At 58.3% G+C, this 22,385-nt stretch carries 12 protein-coding genes and 1 pseudogene; 6 read left to right on the top strand and 7 right to left on the bottom strand.

Translation table 11 applies throughout. The features are described from left to right. Positions 1–2: 2 nt before the first annotated feature. Entirely contained in the window at positions 3–1,211 is a 1,209-nt protein-coding gene (locus ACVWXF_RS09755) for a Coenzyme F420 hydrogenase/dehydrogenase, beta subunit C-terminal domain (RefSeq protein WP_457444564.1), read from the bottom strand. Positions 1,212–1,216: 5 nt separating this feature from the next. Further along, entirely contained in the window at positions 1,217–1,774 is a 558-nt protein-coding gene (locus tag ACVWXF_RS09750; RefSeq protein WP_414406991.1) for a molybdopterin-dependent oxidoreductase, read from the bottom strand. A 446-nt stretch (positions 1,775–2,220) separates the two neighbouring features. On the opposite strand from ACVWXF_RS09750, the gene lgt reads away from it, so the two are divergent. Then, positions 2,221–3,360, top strand: a complete 1,140-nt coding sequence (gene lgt, locus ACVWXF_RS09745; protein WP_457444566.1) for a prolipoprotein diacylglyceryl transferase — start codon at positions 2,221–2,223, stop codon at positions 3,358–3,360. A 74-nt stretch (positions 3,361–3,434) separates the two neighbouring features. Here the strand turns inward: lgt and chrA are convergent, their stop codons facing one another. The 5 genes from chrA to ACVWXF_RS09720 form a co-directional block, all read right to left on the bottom strand. Further along, on the bottom strand, positions 3,435–4,706 hold the full coding sequence (chrA, locus tag ACVWXF_RS09740; protein WP_457474278.1) for a chromate efflux transporter: 1,272 nt from the start codon (positions 4,704–4,706) through the stop codon (positions 3,435–3,437). Positions 4,707–4,808: 102 nt separating this feature from the next. Continuing rightward, positions 4,809–6,770, bottom strand: coding sequence for an O-linked N-acetylglucosamine transferase, SPINDLY family protein (locus ACVWXF_RS09735; RefSeq protein WP_457474277.1), 1,962 nt, complete (start codon positions 6,768–6,770; stop codon positions 4,809–4,811). 41 nt (positions 6,771–6,811) lie between these two features. Beyond that, positions 6,812–8,287, bottom strand: a complete 1,476-nt coding sequence (locus tag ACVWXF_RS09730; RefSeq protein ID WP_011432882.1) for a site-2 protease family protein — start codon at positions 8,285–8,287, stop codon at positions 6,812–6,814. 47 nt (positions 8,288–8,334) lie between these two features. Beyond that, positions 8,335–9,426 (bottom strand): magnesium-protoporphyrin IX monomethyl ester (oxidative) cyclase, encoded by a 1,092-nt coding sequence (gene acsF / locus ACVWXF_RS09725; protein WP_414350364.1) that lies wholly within the window; start codon positions 9,424–9,426, stop codon positions 8,335–8,337. Positions 9,427–9,530: 104 nt separating this feature from the next. Beyond that, positions 9,531–14,138, bottom strand: coding sequence for a glutamate synthase-related protein (locus ACVWXF_RS09720; protein ID WP_457474276.1), 4,608 nt, complete (start codon positions 14,136–14,138; stop codon positions 9,531–9,533). 285 nt (positions 14,139–14,423) lie between these two features. On the opposite strand from ACVWXF_RS09720, the gene ACVWXF_RS09715 reads away from it, so the two are divergent. The 5 genes and pseudogenes from ACVWXF_RS09715 to ACVWXF_RS09695 all read left to right on the top strand — a co-directional run bounded on the left by ACVWXF_RS09715 (position 14,424) and on the right by ACVWXF_RS09695 (position 22,271). Beyond that, the gene (locus ACVWXF_RS09715) at positions 14,424–14,639 is read left to right on the top strand and encodes an IS630 transposase-related protein (protein ID WP_414329292.1); all 216 of its coding nucleotides are present in this window, start codon (positions 14,424–14,426) and stop codon (positions 14,637–14,639) included. 168 nt (positions 14,640–14,807) lie between these two features. Further along, positions 14,808–14,990 (top strand): annotated as a pseudogene (locus tag ACVWXF_RS09710) (IS1/IS1595 family N-terminal zinc-binding domain-containing protein); the annotation flags it as partial. Between the two features lie 263 nt (positions 14,991–15,253). Continuing rightward, positions 15,254–17,125, top strand: a complete 1,872-nt coding sequence (gene uvrC / locus ACVWXF_RS09705) for an excinuclease ABC subunit UvrC (protein ID WP_414418784.1) — start codon at positions 15,254–15,256, stop codon at positions 17,123–17,125. A gap of 210 nt (positions 17,126–17,335) precedes the next feature. Then, positions 17,336–20,545 (top strand): PAS domain S-box protein, encoded by a 3,210-nt coding sequence (locus ACVWXF_RS09700; protein WP_457474275.1) that lies wholly within the window; start codon positions 17,336–17,338, stop codon positions 20,543–20,545. Between the two features lie 49 nt (positions 20,546–20,594). After that, complete coding sequence (locus tag ACVWXF_RS09695) at positions 20,595–22,271, top strand: NAD+ synthase (RefSeq protein WP_457474274.1); 1,677 nt, start codon at positions 20,595–20,597, stop codon at positions 22,269–22,271. The last annotated feature ends 114 nt before the right edge of the window (positions 22,272–22,385 follow it).

The following is a 22,385-nucleotide window of genomic DNA, read 5'->3' as shown; positions in this document are numbered from 1 at the left end:
CCTCAGTCTTGCGGGAGTTGGTACTGCTCCACAATCCGCCGGGCAAAGGGGGGCACGTGCTGCTCCAACTTCTGGGGATAGTGGCGGCGCACATAGAGGTAGTTGCGGGTGAAGTGGGAATCGATGGAGAAGCGGGCATATTCCAGGCCGCGCGGCCCAAAGCGCTGGATTGCCGCCCCCAAGAGGCGAGCCAGCCACATTGGCAAACTCAGGGCTTGGTCGTAGGCAGGGATCCCCTGCTGCACTGCCGCCCTCCGGGATCCCTGCGAGATCACCGGTTGGGTTTCCAGCTCCTCCCAGACTAAGTCCAACAGCTCTTGCCCCCGCTGATTGCGCACCAGCAGCCACTGCCAGCCCAAGGGGGATCCCATGTAGCCCACCACCAGATCTGCCAGAGCATTCACATAGTCAAAACAACTGAGGCAGGAGGGGGCAAACACGTCCTTGAGTTCTTTGGTCTTGAGGCCGAAGAAGGGCACCTTTTCCACCGAGCCATCTTCGTGTTTGAAGTGGATGTGGAAGTCTTGCATAAACTCGTAGTGCACCACCGTCTGTGGGGAGCGGCTGGTGGTTTCTAGAAACTTTTGCAGCCCGGCACGGCTGACATTGTCCACACAGGGCGTGCCCAACACGTACAGCTTCTCCAGGCCCAGTTTTTTTTCCACCGCCCGCAAAGCCTGAATTTGGCAGCCCACCCCGATCACCAATAGGCGCTTGAGGCCGCTTTGCTCCACCTGCTCCAACACAGACAAGTTGGGAGAAAGAGTTGGCTTGTTAACTCGCGCCGCCCAGACCGCTTCGGGGGTACGGGCCAGGATGGGCCGTGGCTGAAAGCGATCCCGCTCATCCGCCTGCACGCACACCACCCCTTCCACCAAGCCAGTGGTGAGGGCCTTCATGCCAATGCTGCTGACAATGCCCGTCCACTGGGCCCCCGGGATCGGATCCCGCTTGCGGGCCGTAAACATTGCCTCGTAGACACCGAAGTAATCGGTATCAGTGACGGCGAGGGATCCTGAGCGCAGCGATTCCCGGGATCGCCCGTGGGTCTGTTCTTCCAACTGGGTCAGTTGCTGGTTCAAGAAGGCACAGGCTTCTTTGACGTGGGCCACGTAGCGGGTATCGCAGAGGCCGCACTGGCTGCACAGCTCTTTGGCCGGATAGCGGCCGGAACGGATGGGCCGGGCTGGACGCGGTGAACGGGATCCCATGATTTCTAGTGTTTGCGTAAGCGGAATGGAGTCCAATGGATCTTTTGAGCTTTGCTATTTAAGCTTTCTTTGAGATCTAAAGACACAGGCACCTCAGGCGTTCGCAGCAACGGCAACCAAGGTGCTCTCTTCAGTTTGCGGCCAAAACGGCAGATAGCGGCAAAGAACTTCGAGGGATCCCTGCTAAAGGAGCGCAAAATTTCAGAGCCTCTATAGATTGCTGTAGCGTTCTTCGGCCCAGGGTTCACCGCCCATGTAGTAGCCGTTGCTCCCCCAAAAGCCCAGCTGATCTTAGGGGGGAAACTCCAGGCATATGGGTGAGGGATCAAAGTGCGCACCGGCCCTACCGGGAGCGGTTGTCCTTCCAGGGTATGAACCAGGTAGTTTTCGGGGCGGATGAACTCCTCCAGAGTCAGGTTGGTGGTGTAGCCGCCATAACAGTGTTGCATCACCGCCTTGGCCTCAGGAGCAATGGATACCAACTGCAACCCATCCGGGATCCACACCCCTGTCCAGTTGACATCCTCCATCTCCTTTCGGTACAACGCAAAGACTGGAGACACGGCACAGCTTGCCCACTGCTGTCGCCCCCATCTAGCCCCACCACTTGGCCGGTGTACTCCGTCATCGAAGGCTTGGTACTGCGCTGGAGTGGCCTTGAGGAGTTTGGCATCTCTGACCAGCGTGGGTGTATCTTATCGCAGGTCTAACAGGGCAAAAGCCGTCCTGGAAGGGCAGGGCTTTGGACCTAGCTTTTTGGTAAAGGTATGGGCTCTAGGGTGGAATCTTGCCCGTGACGGGCCTGTAGGATCGGGTCAACCGGGAACGAGGACTGGCGCTGCTTCAGGATCGGGGAGAATGGATCCCTGTTGGAGCCTGTGAATGGCTGCCGGGGATAGGGGAGAAGAGCCCGGAAGGGACTCCGTCCCGCTAACCCAAGCGGGTGAGGTTGATAAAGCCGACTGGTGGAACTGAGTTGAGCAATTTTGGGGTGCAGAGCGTGTTGTCGATGAACCTATGGAGTGCAGGGCTGTTGGGCCTTACCTTCAGCTCACCTGGAGAATTTGTCTTCCGCTTTCCCCCCGGCACCCCGCTGGTGGGAGGGCTGGGCCTACGCTGGTATGGCCTATTGATGGCAGTGGCCGTGTTGGTCGGCTTGATCTTGACCAAAGCGTTGGCAGAATCTCGTCATCTAGAGAAAGAGCCTGGCAAAGCCAGTGAACGAGTGGAGCTACTGGCCCTGTGGTTGGTAATATCTGGGTTTCTGGGCGCCCGCCTCTACTACGTCCTCACCCACTGGTCAGAGTTCCAAGACAACCCCCTCTCGGCCTTTGCCATTTGGCAGGGGGGTCTCATCATCCACGGTGGGGTGTTGGCCGGCGCGCTTGCCCTTTACCTCTATTGCCGCACCACCGGGATCAACGGCTGGAAGTACGCCGATGTGCTCACGCCGGGGTTGATTTTGGGCCAAGCCATCGGGCGCTGGGGCAACTTTTTCAACTCTGAGGCCTACGGTGCCCCTATTCCTCCCGACAGCCCTTGGCCGCTGCGGGTGTACATTCCTCCCCAAGCCCGCGAGCCGGAATACAGCCAATTTGAGTTTTTTCACCCCATCTTTTTTTACGAAAGCGTCCTCAACCTGCTTCTATTTGCCCTCTTGATGGGAATGTTCTGGCGCTTTCCCAAACTCAAAGATGGCACTTGGGTTTGGACCTATGTTGTCGGCTATAGCCTGATCCGCATCCCCTACGAAATCTTGCGCGTGTCGGCGGTGGCCTATCTGCCGGGAACTGCCATCAAGGCTGCCTACGTGGCCAGCGCCTTGGGCCTAGTGCTTGGGATCGGCATGCTGATCTACATGTACCGGCTGCGCTATGATCCCGACCTAGAACGATTAGCAGCTTGGTTGGCCGAGCAGGCAGGGCTGGAGCTGGAAACAGCTTCAGACCTTGTGCAGCGGGCTTGGGCCATCCAGCAACAACACCGCCGCGCCGACCTGTTGGATCGTGTTACCCTAGCCATGCCCCACTTTCCCGGCACCCTTGCCCCTCACCTGTCTCTTGGCCAACGGGAGCTGCTCATGCGGCAACTGTTTTGTCGCCTGGAAGGCAGGGATCCCTCTGAGGAAGGGCTGGCCCAAGCCAGTTAGTGCCGTGGCCATCAGGCTGAATCAGGGTCATTCCCTCACCCCCAAGGAGAAAGCAGGGCCAGGGAGCAAAACCTTTAGGCCAGCAGACCTCGGGCCAGCAAACCCGCCCCCCCTCCCATCAACACCAACAGCCAAGTGGGCTGGCGAAAGCGCATCAAGGCAATGAAGGCCGCTACCCCGATCCCCAAAGCCACCAGCGAAGCGGGAGTTGTTTGTTGTAGCAGCGCATTTTGGGCCAAGGGCACTGTAGCCGCAGCAACAGCCCCCAGGGCCGTTGGGGTAATTGCCTGCAGGGATCCCTTCACCCAAGCATTGTGCCGTATGCGCAACAGAACCGGAGCTGCCAGCAAAATAAAGGCAAAAGAAGGGGCAAAGATGGCCACTGTTGCCGTCAGGGCCCCCAGCACCCCTGCCACCTTGTAGCCGATAAAGGCTGCCGTCAGCACCACCGGGCCAGGAGTAAATTGCCCAATGGCCACCCCATCCAAGAACTCTGTCGGCGTCAACCAGCCCAACTGATCCACCACCTCGTCGGCGATGAAGGGGATGATCACCAGCCCTCCCCCGAAGATGGTGCCGCCTACTTTCAGGAAAAACAAGGTCAAAGGCCAGAAATAGGCACCAATCCGCTCCAGACCCCAAAAGCTGCTCAGGATAAGGGTTTCCGGTGGAACCGTGGCCACTACCGTCTGGGCCAACGTCAATACTGGCCAAGGGAGTAAAATCGGGATCCCCGATAGTGGGCCTTTTTTGGGCCCATACAGCAGCAGCCCCACCAGAGCCGCCAGCCCGAACAGCAACAGGATATTCACCCCCCCAATCAGCAGCAGGGCAAAGGCCGCCACCGCGATCAGCCCCCGGCTCCAATCCTTCACAGCTTTACGGCCCAGTTTCCAGCAAAAGGCCAGGATAATGGCGATCACCACCGGGGCCACCCCAAAAAACATCCCCTCTAGCTGCGGCACCCCCTGAAAGCGAAAGTAAAGCCAAGAAAAAATCACCTCGATCACAAAAGCAGGGGCAATGAAGCAAATCCCCGCCAGCACCGCCCCCAACCAGCCTGCCCGCACATAGCCGACATAGATCCCCATCTGGGTAGAAGCTGGCCCTGGCAACATTTCACATAGGCCCACCCCTTCGGTAAATTGTTCCTGGCTCATCCAGCCCCGCCGGATCACCGCCTCATCGTGTTGCATGGCGATGTGGGCTTGGGGGCCGCCGAAACCCAGGGATCCCAGCCGCAGGAATACCACGGCAATCTCTTTCAGGCGCGTTGAAAGGGAGGGCAAGTTGTCGGGGACGTTTTCCGGCCTGGGGAACTGACCGGGAGCAGACTCAGAAGACATGGGCAAAGCCCGGCAAGACAACCCCGCCTATCCTGCCATCTGTCCGGGATCCCTTCAAGAGGACAACACTCGCCCGTTTATCCTTTCACCCAAACTGCCCCCTCAGGTCTTCAGGCTTCGCAACCACTCTTCCAGAGCGCGGATCGGCGCGGGATCCCGGTAGACGCGCTCCTGGCGCCTCTTCACCTGTTGGCCCATTTGCTCTCGCCACTCTGGATCCAAGCCCAACTGACTGGCAATCTGGACGTATTCATCGAGGGTGTGGGCGATGGTATCCAGGATCCCCATCTGCTGCAGGATGGCGTAGGTGTGGCGGCCCCGCATCAGGGATCCGGGCAAGGTGACGATGGGCAGCCCGTGGGGCAGGGCTTCCAGGGTGGTGTTGCCCCCTGACCAGCCGAGGCTATCCAGGTAAATATCCCCCAGGGCATTGTAGGCCGCATATTCTGCGGGGGAGAGTTCTGGTAAGAGCACCACATACTCTTCAGCGGCCAGGTCATAGGCTTGAAAGGCCCGCCGCATCCGTTGCCAAAAGCGCTCGCGGATCCCTTGGGAGAAGCGGCCTCGCAAAAATAGAAATTGACACTTCCCCACTTTCCGGGCGATGCGAGGGAACACCTCGTCGTGCTGGGGCAGGTATTTAAACAGGGATTGGGCACAGAGATAGAGCACCCTATCGGGATCCACCCCCCAAGCTCGCCAATCCACTGGGGCCGGGAGAATATCCAGGGGAACATAGTAGGTGCCGATTCCGGGCAGGGGAAGCAGCCGTTCGCAGTAGTGGCTGGCCCCTTCTGGCGGCTCCATGAGCTCGCTGCTCAGGAAAACATCGATGGTGGGCAGCCCAGAGGTTTGTGGATGTCCCCAGGCCATGGCCTGCACGGGGGCCAAACGCAAGGCGGCCAACGGGGCGCAGACGGGATCGATCCCCACTTCGGGATACAGGATCACATCCAACTGGGCTTCTCGAATGGCCGTCTGCCATTCCTCCAAGCTGCGGGATCCGGCCACAAAGCGCTCGAAATAGGGGGGTAGGGATTGGGTGATTTCATCGTGAACGGGAGAGGTGTGGAAGCCGTAGAGAGCCACTTGGGAGCGATCCAAAGCTTCTACCCAGCCGCGAGTCAGGATCTTCCAAACGGAGTGATCCCGAAACAGGCCGGAGACAATGCCCACCCGCAGCTTGTCGGCGCGTTGCTTGAGCAGCAGAGGGGGGTGGGGGTAGCGGGCTGCCATGACCTCACAGACCAGGGATCCGTAGAGCTGCTGCAGATCGCGGTCGTTCTGGCCTTGGTAGGGCAAAAAGAAGGGCTGGACGGAGCCGATCCCGGCAGCCGCTTGCTCCAGGGTTATCGGATCCCGCGGCAGTTGTTCCCAGCGGGCCTTTACCTGTTGTAGGGCTTGGCGGTAGCGCTCCCGGGCCACGGGAACTTGGTCTGCCGAGGCGTACAGCAAGGGCAACTGGCTCACACACCACCCCAGGGCAGCGGCCAAGTCGGCAGGATCGGCCTGCCAAAGGCGGTAAAACAGCTCCGCCGCTTTTTCCTCTTGGCCACAATCCCGCAGCACAATGGCCAAGGTGTAGGCAGCATCGGCAAAGTCCGGCTGCAGCTCCAGGGCCTGTCCCAAGGGGACAAGGGCCGCCTCCAAATCCCCCTGCTGCCGCAGCACCAGCCCCAGCTGGTACAAAACTTCCGCGTCCGGCCCCCCCTGCTCTAGGGCCAGTTGCAGGTGAGTTTTCGCCTCCGCCAGCTGCCCCGCCTGCTTGAGAACAATTCCCAAATTAAAGTGGGCGTCGGGAAACCAGGGCTGGTGGGCAAGGGCCTGCCGGATCAGGGCAATCGCGTCGTCCAGGGATCCCTGTTGCTGCCGACAGACCCCCAAGAGGTGCAGTGCCTCCGGGTGGGTGGGCTGGGCTTGCAGCACCTGCTGGTAAAGTGAGACAGCCTGTGGCCATTGCCCTGCCTGGTGATGGCGAACGGCTTGGGCCAACAGACGCTGCAGGTGCTCTCCTCTGTCCTTTCCAGCTCTGCCTAGGCCAAAGCCTTTCCCCGGTCCAGACACAGTGAGCTCCTCTCGCCGGCGGATCCTGGGCCTCTACCCCATCAGCCGTTGGGGAAATTGAGAAAGCCCGCCAAGGCCGGAGCAATCGGCAACAGGGTCATGACCATCAAAAAGAGGGCCAGCAATGCCAAAGCATCCCGCTGACCGTCGGTTTCAGTAATCTCATCCTGCGGTGGACGCTCTGGCTCGCGGGCGATGAACAGGATCAGCAGCGCCCAGTAGAGGGCCAAGACGTTGCTGATGGCCGCCACCGCCAAGGCAATCAGGGTGATGAAGGTGGCGCGGGCCGCCGTCTTCCGCCCGTACACCGCCTGCACAATGCGACCCCCGTCCAGCTGCCCTGCCGGCAGCAGGCTCAAGGCGGTGATTGCCAGGCCAATCCAGCCCACGGCAACAAAAGGATGAATGGGAACCAGCTCCGCCTGCAACTGGGATCCCAGCACCAGCCGCGCTAGGGTGCCTACCAGGATGGAGCTGCGGAAGATCTCCGTGGGCACATACAGACCCTCGGAGCCGGAGAGCTTCAGGCCAGCCAAGAGCACCAGCAGCGACAGGATCCCGCTCGCTGCCGGGCCGGCAAAGGCAATGTCGAAGAGGGCCTTGCGGCTGGGCACCGGCGATTGGATGCGGTTCAGGGATCCCAGCGTGCCGATCCCCAAGCTGGGGATAACAAAAGCAGGGCTGAGGCGCACGCCGTACTTGCCCGCCATCCAGCGGTGTCCGGTCTCATGCACCAGCAAGATGGCGAAGATCCCGGCCGCCACCGGCAGGGCTTCCACCCAGCGCCCTGGCGCATCCAACAGCCGGAAGCCCAAGAGATTGGCCCCCACCTCCAACGTGGCGACGAAGCTGAAGACCAGCAACGCCCCCGCCAGGATCTGCGCCCCCACGGAAGCGCGGTAATTGACGATGGGATCCGGCAAGACCACCACCGCCGGCTTTTCCGCCGGATCCTCCACCAAAAAGAGCTGGTAGCGACTGCCCACCTGCTCTTTGAGCTTCTCCACCAGCAGGGGTACCACCACCTCCGCCTCCTGGCGCAGGTTGCCCTTAAAAATCGCCCCTTCCCCATAGGGGACGGTCTCGGTGACGAAAAAGGTATCGAGGCCGAAAATAGACTGAATGGCCTGCAGATCCTCAGCCGAGATCCGCTGCAGAACCGCAGGCGCTTCCAAAGGCGCCTCCCCTGCAGAAGGGGCTTCCCCCTGCTCTTCCAGACGAGCCAACTGCTCGCGACGGGCCTGCAGCTCCTGTTGGGCCAACTGGCGGGTCTTGCGCCCCACAGCAATGTAAAGCCCTGTAAAGACCAACAGCAACACCAGGAAGCCTGCAAAATTGAGGTAGATCCCCAGCAGCAGCAGCCCCAGGAAAACCACCCACGGCAACAAGAGCAGGGATCCCTGTAACCACACCCAAACGGCTAAGGATCCCCGCCGACGGGCTCTCCAGAAGCCCCAACCCAAAAAGGCCAGCGTTCCCAGCAAAAAGAGCGGCGTAATCTCAGCGGCAATGTTCATGGCTGACCTATGAGGCTGTACGGGTACCAAGCTGAGGGCAAGACGGCTCAAGCAGAAACAGCCGTTCCTTCAAAACGGGGCTCCGGCTGCTCCCACAGGTAGAAGCCAGCTTTCCGAGGTTTCAGGAGGAACAGCCGCAAAAACTGATAGAAGTTATCCAAGTAGAGGGGCAGCTTGCGCAAACCCTTGAAGGGGCCGGATCCCCGGGCAATCTCCCTCAGCTTAGCGTTGTTGGCCACGCACTTTTGCAGCCGCCGCACAAACTCAGGGTTTTCCACATCCAACACCACCGGGAACACCTTGGCCGCCTCGCGGTTGGTCTTGTAGATTACCTCCATGTCATAAGTATGGGGATCCAGCCCGATGAGGCGGTAGAAATCCGGGCGCTCTCCCACATCGTTGAGGTACATAGTGGCGAACACCGACAGCAAGAAGAAACGGCACCACAGCTTGGCCACCCATCCCTTGAGCAGCCGCGGCTGGCTTAGGAGCATGAGCGCAAAGAAATCGCCGTGGCGGTTCTCGTCCTGGCACCAGTTCTTGAAGAAGTTGAAGATGGGGTAGATGCGGTCTTCGGGATGGGCCTCCAGGTGGCGGTAGATGAGGATGTAGCGCCAGTAGCCGATCTTCTCCGAGAGATAGGTGGCATAGAAGATGAAACGCGGCGCGAAATAGGTGTAAGACTTGTGCTTAGTGAGAAAGCTCAGGTCGAAGGCCATGTTGAAGTCGCCCATGGCGCGGTTCAGGAAGCCGGCATGGCGGGCCTCGTCGCGGCTCATCAGGGCAAAGCACTCGGCCAAAACGGGGTTGGTCTCTTTTAGCTTGCGCGACAGCTCCTTGTAGAGGAGAAAACCGGAGAACTCGGCTGTACAGGAGCGCTCCAAGAACTCCACAAACAACCGGCGCGCCTGCGGATCCAGGCGGCTTTCCCAGTCTTGGTTGAACTCCTCACCCCGGACGAAGTGATGGCGGTTGTAGTCGGCGCGAAACTCCTGCAGGATGGCCCGGAAATCGGCCTCTCGATCCCCTAAGCCCATTTTGCCGATGGCCTCGAAATCGGTGGTGTAGAAGCGCGGCGTCAGGATGGTCTCGGTGGGCACTCGCGCTTGAGTTTGAGCAGCTTGCAAACTGGGACTCATAGTGATTTAAAGCGGATGAAAAGGCCAGGTATACTCTCGCAGTTTACCAGCCTCTCTGGCCGTCGTGGGGATAAGAAGTGTTACCGGCAGGCTCTGAGAGATCCTTAAGACTCCACTGCCAGCGGCTGGGATCGCAAGGGATCCGTCAGCTCGCTGCCCTCCTCCGAAGGCGGGATCACCTGCCAAAACAGAGGCAAATAGGATTCCCAATTTTGCAGAATGCGCTCCGCTTTGGGGGAATGGGTGCGGCGATAGTGCTCTTGGATCAGGCTCTTCAGTTGTGCCTCTGCTGCTGCTGTCTGCACCCGCTGAATGCGCACGATCTCCCCGTTGACCTTGGCGGGGAAGTTGCCCTCCTCATCCAGCACATAGGCCAGGCCGCCGGTCATCCCCGCTCCCAGGTTGCGGCCCACCCGCCCCAGCACCACCACCACCCCACCGGTCATGTACTCGCAGCAGTGGTCGCCGGATCCCTCGATCACCGCCTGCGCTCCCGAGTTGCGCACCGCAAAGCGTTCCCCCGCCTGGCCGTTGGCAAACAGGGATCCGCCCGTGGCCCCGTACAAACAGGTGTTGCCCAGGATTACATTTTCCGCCGGATCGCGGGGCGCCTCAGGGGGAGCCAGGATGACGATCTCGCCGCCACACATGCTCTTGCCCACGTAGTCATTCGCTTCTCCTGTCAGGGTCAGGCGCATCCCCGCCAGTGTAAAAGCGCCAAAGCTCTGGCCAGCGCTGCCGACAAAGTGCAGATCCAACTGCCCCCCCTGTTGGGCGAAGCCGGTATCTCCGTACAAGCGGGCCAAGGTTCCGGCAATGCGCCCGCCCACACAGCGGTCGGTGTTGGCGATAGGGATCTCCACCGTGGCCGTGCCGCAGGTTTCCACCGCCTTCTGCACCTCCGGCTGAGCCAGGATCTGCTCATCCAGCACCGGGCCGTTGGAATGCACCGGCTCATGCTCCAACCAGTCGGGCAGGGTGTTGGGATCAAAACCGGGGGGAGTTCGCAGCAGACACTCCAAGTTCAAGGATTGGGTCTTCTGCAGAACCGCATCGGCCCGCGGACAGAGCAGATCCACCCGTCCAATCACCTCCTTCAGAGAGCGGTAGCCCAGTTGGGCTAAGACTTGGCGCACCTCCTCCGCCACAAAGGTGAAGAAGGTCACCACGTGATCTGGCGTGCCGGGGAAGCGCTTGCGCAACTCCTCCTTCTGGCTGGTCACTCCCACAGGGCAGTTGTTGGTGTGGCACACCCGCGCCATGATGCACCCCTCCGCAATCATGGCCACCGTGCCAAAGCCAAACTCTTCTGCCCCCAGCATGGCCGCCATCACCACTTCCCAACCCGTGCGAATGCCGCCATCCACCCGCAGGATGGAGCGCTGCCGTAGGCCGTTTTCCAGCAGGGTATGATGCACCTCCACCAGGCCCAACTCCCAAGGTGCCCCGGCATGTTTGATGGAGCTCAAGGGGGAAGCCCCTGTGCCCCCTTCATGGCCGGAGATTTGGATGATGTCGGCGTTGGCCTTGGCTACTCCTGCCGCCACCGTGCCGATGCCCACCTCCGCCACCAGCTTCACCGACACCTGTGCCTGGGGGTTCACCTGGTGCAAGTCGAAGATCAACTGCGCCAGATCCTCGATGGAGTAGATGTCGTGGTGGGGCGGCGGCGAGATCAAGGTCACCCCCGGCTTGGAGCGGCGCAGCTTGGCGATGTAGGGGCTGACCTTTTTGCCCGGCAGTTGCCCGCCCTCGCCCGGCTTGGCCCCCTGGGCAATTTTGATCTCAATTTGCCGCGCGTTGAGCAAATACTCCGGTGTCACGCCAAAGCGGCCCGAGGCCACCTGCTTCACCGCCGAGCTGGCGTTGTCCCCCATGCGCAGCCCCTTCAGGTGGGGAAAGCGGGCCGAGGTGCCATCTGGGCCTACATCGGTGATGGGGAGGTATCGTTCCGGATCTTCCCCGCCTTCACCGGAGTTGGACTTGCCGCCGATGCGGTTCATGGCAATGGCCAGGGTCTCGTGGGCCTCGCGGCTGAGGGCCCCCAAGGACATCCCACCTGTGGCAAAGCGTTTGAAAATCTCCGACACCGGTTCCACTTCCTCCAAGGGAATGGGATCCCGGTCGCTGCGGAAATCCAGCAGGTCTCGCAACGCGGTGGGGGTGCGGCTGCGCAGGTGCGCCCTGTAGATCTCATAGTGGGCAGGCTGACCCGATTCGATGGCCTTGTGCAGCAGTTTGGCCATTTCTGGACTGTTGATGTGGTATTCGCCTTTGGGCCGCGCCTGGATAAAGCCAAAGTTCTCCAGCTTTTTCGAGGTGAGTTCGGGAAAGGCCCGCTGGTGATTCACCATGCCCTCGCGGGCCAGATCCGCCAGCGTCATGCCTCCCACCCGCGACACCGTGCCGCGGAAGGCCAGATCGATCACCTCTTGGCTCAGGCCAATGGCCTCGAAAATCTGCGCCCCGTGGTAGCTGGAGAGCAGAGAAATGCCCATTTTGGAAAGAATCTTGAGCAGCCCTGCCTCAATGGCGGCGCGGTACTTCAGTTGCACCTCGGCCAGGGAAAGCTGGGGCAACTTGCCGGCAGCCATCTGGGTTTGCGTCTTGGGCTTGTGCCACCACTGCCGCACAGCTTCATAGGCCAGATAAGGACAAACGGCGCTGGCCCCGTAGCCGATCAAGCAGGCAAAGTGGTGGGTGCTCCAGCATTGGGCAGTCTCCACCACCAGGGAAGCGCGTAGGCGCAGCCCCTCCTGGATGAGGTGATGGTGGATGGCGCCCACCGCCAACAGAGGTGGGATCAGAGCCTGCTCGGCATCAAGGCCGCGATCCGAGAGGATTAAAATCTCAGCTCCCCCCCGCACTGCCTGAGCCGCCTGCTGGCAGAGGGCCCGTACCTGGACCTCCAGTCCTTCTGGGCCGGCAGCCACCGGGTAGAGAATCGGGAGCGTGTGGCAGGGAAAAGGGGTATGCTGCAGAGCGGCCAGCTCCGCTTCGTTGAGCACCGGGCTGCGCAACTGCAACAGGCGGGCATGCTCAGGGCGGATCTCCAGCAGGTTGCCCTTGGATCCCAGATACACATCCAAAGACATCACCAGGCTCTCCCGCAGGGGATCGATGGCAGGGTTGGTGACCTGGGCAAAGCGCTGCTTGAAATAGTCGTAGAGGGGATGAGGCTGGGTGGACAGCACAGCCAGCGGCGCATCATCCCCCATGCTGAAGGTGGGCTCCTTGCCCGTAGCCGCCATCTCCTCGATGATCATCTCCACATCTTCTGAGGAGTACCCGAAGGCGGTTTGGGCTTGTAACAGTTGTTCTTCCGAGAGGTGAGGGGTATTTTCAAAGCCTTGGGTGCTGAGCTGAACGCGATGGGCTTTGAGCCATTCGCCGTAGGGGTGCTGGGCTGCCACCTGGGTTTTGATCTCCCAGTTTTTGCAGATTTGCCCGCTCTGCAGATCCACCGTCAGCATCTGCCCCGGGCCTAGCCGCCCTTTTTCCAAAATGTCGGTCTCCGGCAGAGGAACCACGCCAGCTTCCGAGGCCACCACCAGCAGACCATCGCGGCTGCGAGCGTAGCGGGCTGGGCGCAGGCCATTGCGATCCAACGTGGCCCCGATGGTTTTGCCGTCGCAGAAAACCACCATCGCCGGGCCATCCCAAGGCTCCTGCAGGCCGCCGAAGAACTCGTAGAAATCCACCACTTCCGGGTGATTCTGCAGTTCTGGCTGGTTGCGATAGGCTTCCGGGATCAGCACCATCATCGCCTGCTGAGTGGAGTAGCCCGACTGAATCAACAGCTCAAACACAGCGTCCAGGCCTGCTGAGTCGCTGGTGCCCGGGTCAATAATCGGCTTCAGATCCTCGACCGCTGTACCCCAGCGGGGATGGGAAAGGGTTTGTTCGCGGGCGGCCATCCAGTTGACATTGCCCAGGTAGGTGTTGATCTCGCCGTTGTGGCAGAGGTAGCGGAAAGGCTGAGCCAGCGACCAACGCGGCAGGGTATTGGTGCTGAAGCGGCGGTGGTAGGTGGCGTAGGTGGTGGTGTAGAGGGGGTTTTGCAGATCTCGATAAAACTGGCCCAGAACCGACGATTGCACCATGCCTTTGTAAACGACAACCCGGCAGGACAAAGAGGCAAAATACAGAGCATAAAAGCCAAACCGAGCCTCTACCCGCCGCCGAATGCGCCGCCGCAACAGATAGAGCTGCTGCTCTAGCTCGTCTCCTTCCAGCGTGGGATGGGTGAGGAGCATCTGCCAAATGGAGGGCATGGTCTGCCGCGCCATCGGCCCCAGGCAATTGGGATTGACCGGTACCTGCCGCCAAACCACCCGCTGCCAGTCGGTGGTGGTCAAGTACTCATCGATCACCTGCTGCACCGCCTGACACTCAGCAGGATCCTGAGGCAAAAAGACCATCCCCACCGCGCTGTGAGTGGGATCCCAAGCTCGAATTTCTTCCCTCTCTGCCTGCAACAGCGACCAGGGGATTGCCGTTGCAATGCCCGCCCCATCGCCGCTCTGGCCGTCGCCGCCACAGCCACCCCGATGCTCCATACAGGTGAGAGCCTGAAGGGTTTTCTGCAAGAGGTCGTGGCTGGCTCTTCCCCGCTGATTCACCAAAAAGCCGACCCCGCAAGCATCCCGCTCTTGAAAGTGCCAGTTTTCCTGCAGGATAGGAACCGAGACCTGAGAGGGATGGGGATTCATAGGAGTCAAAACAGTTTGGAATAAATCACGCTTTCAGAGGTGGAAAACCAGCATATCGCACTCCAATCCGACAGGAAAAGGGGGGCAGTCTCAAGTCACGGCTGGCTCTTGCCAACAGGGCAACCGTTGGGGCAATCGGCTCAGCGAAGTAAAGACAAAAAAGCTCGCCATGAACAGATTTTTCGAGTTTCTTCTGCAGCTTTCCCCGACGGACTGCGGACGATCTGAGAAAGCTAGGGCGAATGCGCCAGCTCACACCGGCTCCGCTCGCTGGCAACTGGCCCTGTGGAGAACTGCGGTAGGGAGACAGCCGTAGGGTATGTCCAGGAAGAGGGCAACCCCACAGATGTACAACAGATGTACAAAGTCAGGCGTGCAACGGTCTATCGCTGGCTGAACCTAGAAGACCTCAGGCCGACAAAAGTCAAGACCCAGAAGCCAAAGATAGACTTGGCCGCCCTGCAGCAAGACATAGGCCAGGATCCAGGAGCTCAATTGTAAGGATAGAGCTCAGAGATTCGGGTCGCGCCAGCGGGACGGAGCCCTTGCCCTATTGACTATACTGGTGGTGCTCTGGGAGCAATGATACTATTACCCTAGATTTTTCGTGTTTCTGAGTAAGCTCATGCTGACTTGCCCAAGCCGTCATTCTTTTAACTTAGATACGACAAGATCCATAATGGAAAGCAGCATTATCGATGCCAGGATTGTCACAGGCAATTTATACCTGAATCTACTCAAAAGATTGTCTCAGAAGTCAATATATCCCTAGTTAATAAACTTAAGCGACTTTCCATTGCTGCTATATCTTATGTAAATGAACTACCAGAACTCTGGACAAAATTATGTTAATCACAAATCAACTTATCCTTCCCAAATCATGGAGGTCTACCCGTCAAAAGAGGTACTTTGATCCTGCGATGCGACGAGCTATTGCCATTTGTGCTAGCAGGTTGGAGCTTGAAAGCAGGACGAGCTTCCCAAACTTGTTCAGAATGATTGTTCAGAATGACTGTGTCTCCACATGGGTTGGAGTCAGTGTTGCCGAGAAAAGCCATATCCTTGCTAGATTGAAGTCATGGGATCCCTGACTCTACCCGGTAGAACTGAACTTTATGACCGTCCCTCTGATTCACAGCCGTGACGTTCTAGAGAGCCGTCTCAAGGAGATTCCTGCTGAACCCGGCGTATATTTAATGCGAGATGCCACGGATCAGATCCTCTATGTAGGCAAGTCCAAGAAATTGCGCTCTCGAGTGCGATCTTATTTCCGCTTCACCGGCGACCTGTCCCCTCGCATTCAGCGCATGGTAGCTCAGGTTTGCGAGATCGAGTTTATCGTAACCGACAATGAAAGTGAAGCCCTAGCCCTAGAAGACAACCTGATTAAGACCCATCAGCCGCCTTATAATGTTCTCCTTAAGGACGATAAAAAGTATCCCTATTTGTGCATTACCTGGTCGGAGCCTTATCCCCAGCTTTACATCACCCGCCATCGTCGCCTTGATCGGAATCAAGACAAATACTATGGCCCCTACACCGATGTTGGCCTGTTGCGCCATACCCTTGGGTTGGTCAAACGAATTTTTCCCTTGCGCCAACGGCCCAAACCTCTGTACAAAGATCGCACCTGTTTGAACTACGACATTGGGCGCTGCCCCGGGGTATGTCAAGGCTTGATCAGCCCAGAAGAGTATCGCAAAACGCTGACTCAAGTGGCCATGATCTTCCAAGGCCAGACAGATGAGCTGATCCGAGAGCTGCAGGAGAAGATGATCCAGGCCGCCGAACAGGAAAATTACGAGGCAGCCGCACGATATCGGGATCAAATTCGCGGTTTGGAACAATTGGGAGAATCCCAGAAGGTCTCTTTGCCTAACTCTACCGTCAGCCGTGATGCTCTGGCCTTGGCCATGAATGATTCACGAGCCTGCATTCAATTGTTTCAGGTGCGGGCAGGCAAGTTGGTGGGGCGGCTGGGGTTTGTGGCCGAAAACCGCGGTGACGACCCAGGCCTTATCTTGCAGCGGGCTTTACAAGAGCATTATCAATACTGCGATCCGGTGGAAATTCCCTCTGAGATTTTGACCCAGTATGAATTGCCCGATCACGATTTTCTGGAGTCTTGGCTGAGCCAGAAAAAAGGCCGCAAGGTCAGCCTTGTTGCCCCCCAACGGCAGAGCAAAGCCGAGCTGATCGAGTTGGTTGAGCGGAATGCACAACTGGAGCTAACCCGCACTCAGCGCTTGGCGGATCGGGATGCCGCGGCCTTGGAGCGCTTGGCAGAAGTCTTGGATTTGCCGGATGTGCCCCGCCGTCTAGAAGCCTACGATATTTCCCACATCCAGGGATCCGATGCTGTGGCCAGTCAGGTGGTGTTTATCGATGGCCTGCCTGCCAAACAGCACTACCGCCGCTACAAGATTCGCAACCCTGAGGTGCGCCCCGGTCACTCCGATGATTTTGCCAGCCATGCAGAAGTGGCCCGGCGTCGCTTCAGCAAAATGACCCCTGAGGATCAGCCGGATTTGGTGCTCATCGACGGGGGCAAGGGGCAGTTGTCGGCAGTCATGGCCGTCTTGGCGGATTTAGGGCTGGATCACCTGCCGGTAATTGCCTTGGCCAAACGAGAAGAAGAGATCTTTCTGCCGGGGGATCCCGTGCCCTTGCGGTTGCCGGCCCAAGATCCGGCTCGCTTGTTGTTGCAACGCCTGCGAGATGAGGCCCACCGATTTGCTCTCGCCTTTCATCGCCAGCAACGGAAAGCGCGTCAACATGCCTCTACGCTGGACGAGATCCCCGGCTTGGGCAAGTATCGGCAAAAGCTGCTGATGGAAGAATTTCGGTCGATTGCCCGCATTCAAGTGGCTTCAGAAGACCAGCTGGCCCAAGTGCCCGGCATTGGCCCGAAGATTGCCCGGCAGATTTACCGCTACTTTCACCCGGAAACTCAGGCGGAATCCCCGGAGACAGCGCAGGTGGAGTAGTTGAGAATCCGCGCAGGGATCCCTGCTCCCCCAGCACTCGGTGGGGTGATATCCACAGAAGCCTGAGCACCCTTCCTCGCCCGTGATTTTACGAGATCACGGGGGAACTTGTAGTGCGGAAAACATCGCTCAAAGCAAAAATGATACATAATCTCAGGGGCAGGCGTTCTTAGTGCCCTAGTACTGCTTGCGAAAACATAGGGGATCCTGATGTTGGCCGGACTCGATGTGCTCCTGGAGAATGCTCCCATCGGGATCTTTCGTGCGGATCTGCAGGGACGATACCGGTTTGCAAATGCCAAGCTTGCCGAGATATACGGCTATACTTCCTCTGCCCATTTGATGCGCCATCTGTCGGATTTTGGCCATCATCTCTATGCTGACGCTGCCGGTCGTCGTCAGATTTTCCAGGATTTGCTTGCAGGCAAAGTCGGCGACGGGAGAGTGGCGCAAGAGTTTTTGATCCACAGTCGCAAGGGCTTGGACTTGTGGGTGCGAGAACAAATTCAAGTTGTCCGCAATCCGGCAGGGGATCCCCTCTATTTTGAGGGGTATGTGGAAGACATCACGGCGCGGAAGCAGGCTGAACAAGCGCTTGCAGAGAGCCAACTCCGCTACGAAAGGCTGGTTTGCGCTATTCCACAAGCCTTGATGATTTTTAGCCGAGAAGGCCAATGCCTGGAGCTGATTTCTTCCCCGGAGAATACTTATTTTGCTTCACTCTCAGCAGAGCATATTCAGGGAAAAGCAGTGGGAGAGCTGTTCGGCCCTGAGGTTGGCGATCAACTGCAGAGGCTGATTGACCGTTGCTTGAGCAGCGGATCCCAGCAAACCTTGGAATATCCCCTAACCAACTCAGCGGGAGAGCTCCGTTACCAAGAAATTTGCATAGTTCCCTACGGAGCAAATTGCGTGCTTGGCTGCATTCAAGATATTACCGAGCGTAAGCGTCTAGAGCTGGCCTTGTTGGAGATTCAACAGCGATTCTGGGGAATTGTGGAGTCCTGCAATTTGGGCATCTCTCTGCTGCCTCTTGAGCCAGAAGCTAGTCCGCATGGCATGAACTCAGCCCTCAAGGATATAACAGGATATTCTGCAGAGGAATTGAAGGCTTTGCCTCTGGAGGCTTGTATCCCAGACTTGGCCGATGTTGAAACTCTAAAAAAACTTTGGCAGGAGTTGGTTGATGGCCGGCGCAGTCATTATGAATGGGAACATCCCTACACCCGTAAGAATGGCCAAATCATCTGGGTAAAGTCTCAGGTTTATGTTGTGAGAGATGAAGAACAAAAGCCTCTGTTTGCCGTTTACTTCCTGGATGATATTAGCGAGCGCCGATCCATCAAATCTGCTCTTGAGGAAATTCAAAACCAATTGCAGGGGATCTTCAACTTCTGTAGCCAAGGGATTGCTCTGATGAGCTTGGATCCTGATCCCCGGTATCTCAGCCTCAACCCGGCAATGGCAGAGATTACAGGGTACAGCGAGGAAGATTGGTCGGCTCTGAAAGCGGAAGATTACACCCCCTATCCCGAAGACCGAGAACGGGGCGAGATACTCTGGAATGAACTGCTTTCCGGGTACACCAACAACTATGAATATGAAAAGGTGATTTGCCGTAAAGATGGCAGAGAGATCTGGGTTCGCCTGCAACTGTCTGTAGTGCGAAACGCTCAAAACGAGCCTCTGTTTGCCATTCAATTTCTAGAAGACATTTCCGAGCGAAAAAGGGCCGAAACTCACCTGCGAGAAAGTTTGGCCGATCTGGCCCGCAGCGAAGCACGTTACCGCGCTCTTTACGAAGCGATCCCAGATATGCTTTTGCAAGTGGATCGGCAAGGGCTAGTCTTGTCCTATAAGCCCCCCAGAGGATTTGCATCCGCCTATCCCGATGACCGCTATCTCAACCAATACATTCAAGATCTGTTTCCAGAGCATTGGAAAACCTACTTTGCTCCCTTGTTGGAGAAAGCCTTTCAAACGGGAGAAATTCAGGTTATTGAATATCCGCTTCCCAAAACTTCTCAAGACGCGGCGGAAGCATTGCCGGAATATCGCGAGGCCCGTCTGTTGCCCTTTGGGCCGGATGAGGCCATTGTTTTGGTGCGCGATATCACCCTGCGCAAGCGCCTGGAGCTGGCCCAGCAAACACGAGAAGCTGAATTAACAGCCCTGGTGCAACAGCGAACCCAGCAACTGGAACGCAGTCTGCAGTTTGAATCGATTCTGCGCCGCCTTACCCATCAGATACGGGCAACTCTGGACGAAAAGCAGATCTTGCAGACGGTTGTGAACGAGCTGGGGAAATTTTTGGGCGTTCTTTTTTGCAATGTCGGCCTTTACGATAGCCGCCGAACCTACTCCCTGATCAGCTATGAATACACGACGCTTTCGACCTCTGGGGTTGGGGCTCGGGTTTGGATGAGAGATTTTCCCCTCTTCTACGAACAGCTATGGCGAGGCTGGTGCTTTCAACTGTGCGCTCGGGATCGTCAACGGGATCCCGACACTTTGCCCCCCTATCTGACCAAGCTGGCCTGCCCCATTGCGGACGATCAGGGCATTCTTGGGGATCTGTGGCTGGCTCGGCCTCCTGAGGAGAGTTTTAGCGATTGGGAAATCGATTTGGCCCAGCAAATGGCGGCCCAGTGCGCGATTGCCTTGCGACAGGCCAGGCTCTACCTCAGCAGCCAGGCTCAGGTGACGGAATTGAAAAAACTCAGCCAAATTAGGGATAACTTCCTGGCCGCCGTCTCCCATGAGCTGCGCACTCCCCTTACCAGCATTAGCCTCTCGGTTCACCTGTTAAGGTTAAGCCATCAAACCTCCCCCCTTACCCCTAAGCAAATTCAATATCTTGAGGTTCTGGAGCAGGAGTGCAAGCGAAAGATCTCCCTAATTAACGATCTTCTGGATCTACAAACTTTGTTGGGCGATAGGCTTACGCTGCCCTCTGAGAAGGTTAACTTGCCTTTCCTTTTGGCACCTCTCATCAATCGGTTCCAAGACCAGATGCGCAAGCGGCAGCAAACTCTACAAGTTCACTGGGATCCCCACCTGCCCTATCTGCACACCCATCCCCGCCTGTTGGAACGCTTGGTCTGTGAGCTTTTGACCAATGCCCACAAATTCACGCCCGCCGGCGAACACATTGTCCTAGAGGCTGTTGCTTTAGGTTCCGACCGCTGGGAGCTGCGCTTGACCAACACGGGCACCACCATTCCCCTCGAAGAACAAGAACGCATTTTCGAGCAGTTTTATCGCATCCCCCACTCGGATCCCTGGCAGCAGGGGGGAGCGGGCTTGGGATTGGCCCTGGCCCAAGCCATTGCCAACCACTTGGGTGGCTCTTTGCAGGTGGAGAGCACCGCCCACCAAACTACCTTTGTTCTTCGCCTGCCTGTAGCCAAATCTTGTTGACGATTCGGTTTGGGCCACTTATGGTGAGATTTACCATATGGGGGGCAGGGTGAAGGTAGCGCTGTTGCAGTTGAACTACACTGTCGGCGATCTGAGCGGAAATGCTGAGCGCATCCGTTCAGCGGTTGAGGCAGTGGCGGCGGCGGGAGCAGAGTTGGCCATCACCTCGGAGCTGGCGTTGCTGGGGTATCCACCTCGCGATTTGTTGCTCTACCCGGCCCTGATCGAGAGAGCGAACCAAGTTTTGCAGCACTTGGCCAGTCGGCTACAGGCCAGCATTCCGGTAGTCGTGGGATCCGTGCAGCCCAATCCTCTGCCTGAGGGTCGGCCCCTTTACAATGCTGCTGCCTGGCTGGAGGGAGGCCAGATCCGCCACTGGTTTCAGAAGTCGCTCTTGCCCACCTACGATGTATTCGATGAGGATCGCTATTTTGAGCCGGGATCCCAGCCCCAACCCATCGAGTACCGTGGCCGCCGCCTGGGCTTTACCATTTGTGAAGACATTTGGAACGACCGCGACTTTTGGCAGCACCGTCGCTACCACTGGGATCCGGTGGAACAGATGGCCCGCTGCGGTGCCGACCTGCTGATTAACCTCTCGGCCTCCCCCTTCAGCCTGGGCAAACAGAAGTTGCGGGTGGAGATGCTGGGATCCCTGGCCCGCAAGCACGCCCTGCCCATTCTCTACGTCAATCAGGTGGGGGGCAATGATGATTTGATCTTCGATGGGGCCAGTTGTGCCCTAGATCGCCGGGGTCGGGTTGTGGCCCAAGCGGCTGCCTTTCAGCCGGATCAGCTCATCCTGGATGTGGACGAGTTGACGCAGTCTCCCAACCCAGACCAGAGCCCACCGACCGCGGGATCCCGCTGGCCGACCGAGCCGGAAGCCGAGCTGTACGAAGCCTTGGTTTTGGGCACCCGCGATTACGTCAGCAAATGTGGCTTTCGCGAGGTGCTATTGGGCCTGTCGGGAGGGATCGATTCTGCCGTCACTGCTGTGATTGCTGCCGATGCTTTGGGGCCGGAGCGGGTGCTGGGGGTGCTCATGCCCTCTCCCTATTCCAGCCCTGGCAGCCTGACCGACGCCTACCAACTGGCGCAAAACCTGGGGATCCCGACCCTGAAGCTGCCGATTCAGTCCATCATGGAGAGCTACCACCAGCTTTTGGCAGAGCCCTTTGCCGGCCTCCCCCCCGACATCACGGAAGAAAACCTGCAATCGCGCATTCGCGGCACCCTCCTCATGGCCCTTTCCAACAAGTTCGGGCGGCTGCTGCTGACCACAGGCAACAAATCAGAGCTAGCAGTGGGCTACTGCACCATTTACGGGGATATGTCCGGCGGCCTGGCGGTGATTTCCGATGTGCCCAAGACCTGGGTGTACCGCTTGGCTCGCTGGATCAACCGACAGCAGGAGCGGATCCCGCTTGCTACTCTGACCAAGCCCCCCTCGGCAGAATTGCGACCTGGCCAACAAGATAGCGACAGCCTGCCCCCCTACGACCTGCTGGACAAGATCTTGCAGCGGCACATCGAGCAGCATCAATCCGGCCCGGAGTTGGTGGCTCAAGGGTTCGATCCCGACATCGTGCAGCAGGTGCTGCGGCTGGTTCAAAAAGCCGAGTTCAAGCGACACCAAGCTCCCCCTGGGCTGCGCATCACCGATCGCGCCTTCGGCACCGGCTGGCGGATGCCAATCGCCAAGCGGCAGGAAGGGATCATCTAATGGAACTAGTGGGATACCCTCACCAAATTTTCGGGCTGGAGGCCCGCACCATAGCCGCAGGCTTGGTGTCGGGAGGAAAGCCCGCCTCCTTATAGGTTTGCTGGTCAAAAGTCT

This window comes from Thermostichus sp. MS-CIW-40 (assembly GCF_054058315.1).
This window is presented reverse-complemented; position numbering and strand designations above follow the sequence as displayed.

What these genes read in the sequence shown, in the direction of transcription:
- ACVWXF_RS09755 (WP_457444564.1), bottom strand. Translation starts at nt 1,211, where the DNA reads ATGGGATCCCGTTCACCGCGTCCAGCCCGGCCCATCCGTTCCGGCCGC.
- lgt (WP_457444566.1), top strand. Translation starts at nt 2,221, where the DNA reads ATGAACCTATGGAGTGCAGGGCTGTTGGGCCTTACCTTCAGCTCACCT.
- chrA (WP_457474278.1), bottom strand. Translation starts at nt 4,706, where the DNA reads ATGTCTTCTGAGTCTGCTCCCGGTCAGTTCCCCAGGCCGGAAAACGTC.
- ACVWXF_RS09730 (WP_011432882.1), bottom strand. Translation starts at nt 8,287, where the DNA reads ATGAACATTGCCGCTGAGATTACGCCGCTCTTTTTGCTGGGAACGCTG.
- acsF (WP_414350364.1), bottom strand. Translation starts at nt 9,426, where the DNA reads ATGAGTCCCAGTTTGCAAGCTGCTCAAACTCAAGCGCGAGTGCCCACC.
- ACVWXF_RS09720 (WP_457474276.1), bottom strand. Translation starts at nt 14,138, where the DNA reads ATGAATCCCCATCCCTCTCAGGTCTCGGTTCCTATCCTGCAGGAAAAC.
- uvrC (WP_414418784.1), top strand. Translation starts at nt 15,254, where the DNA reads ATGACCGTCCCTCTGATTCACAGCCGTGACGTTCTAGAGAGCCGTCTC.
- ACVWXF_RS09700 (WP_457474275.1), top strand. Translation starts at nt 17,336, where the DNA reads ATGTTGGCCGGACTCGATGTGCTCCTGGAGAATGCTCCCATCGGGATC.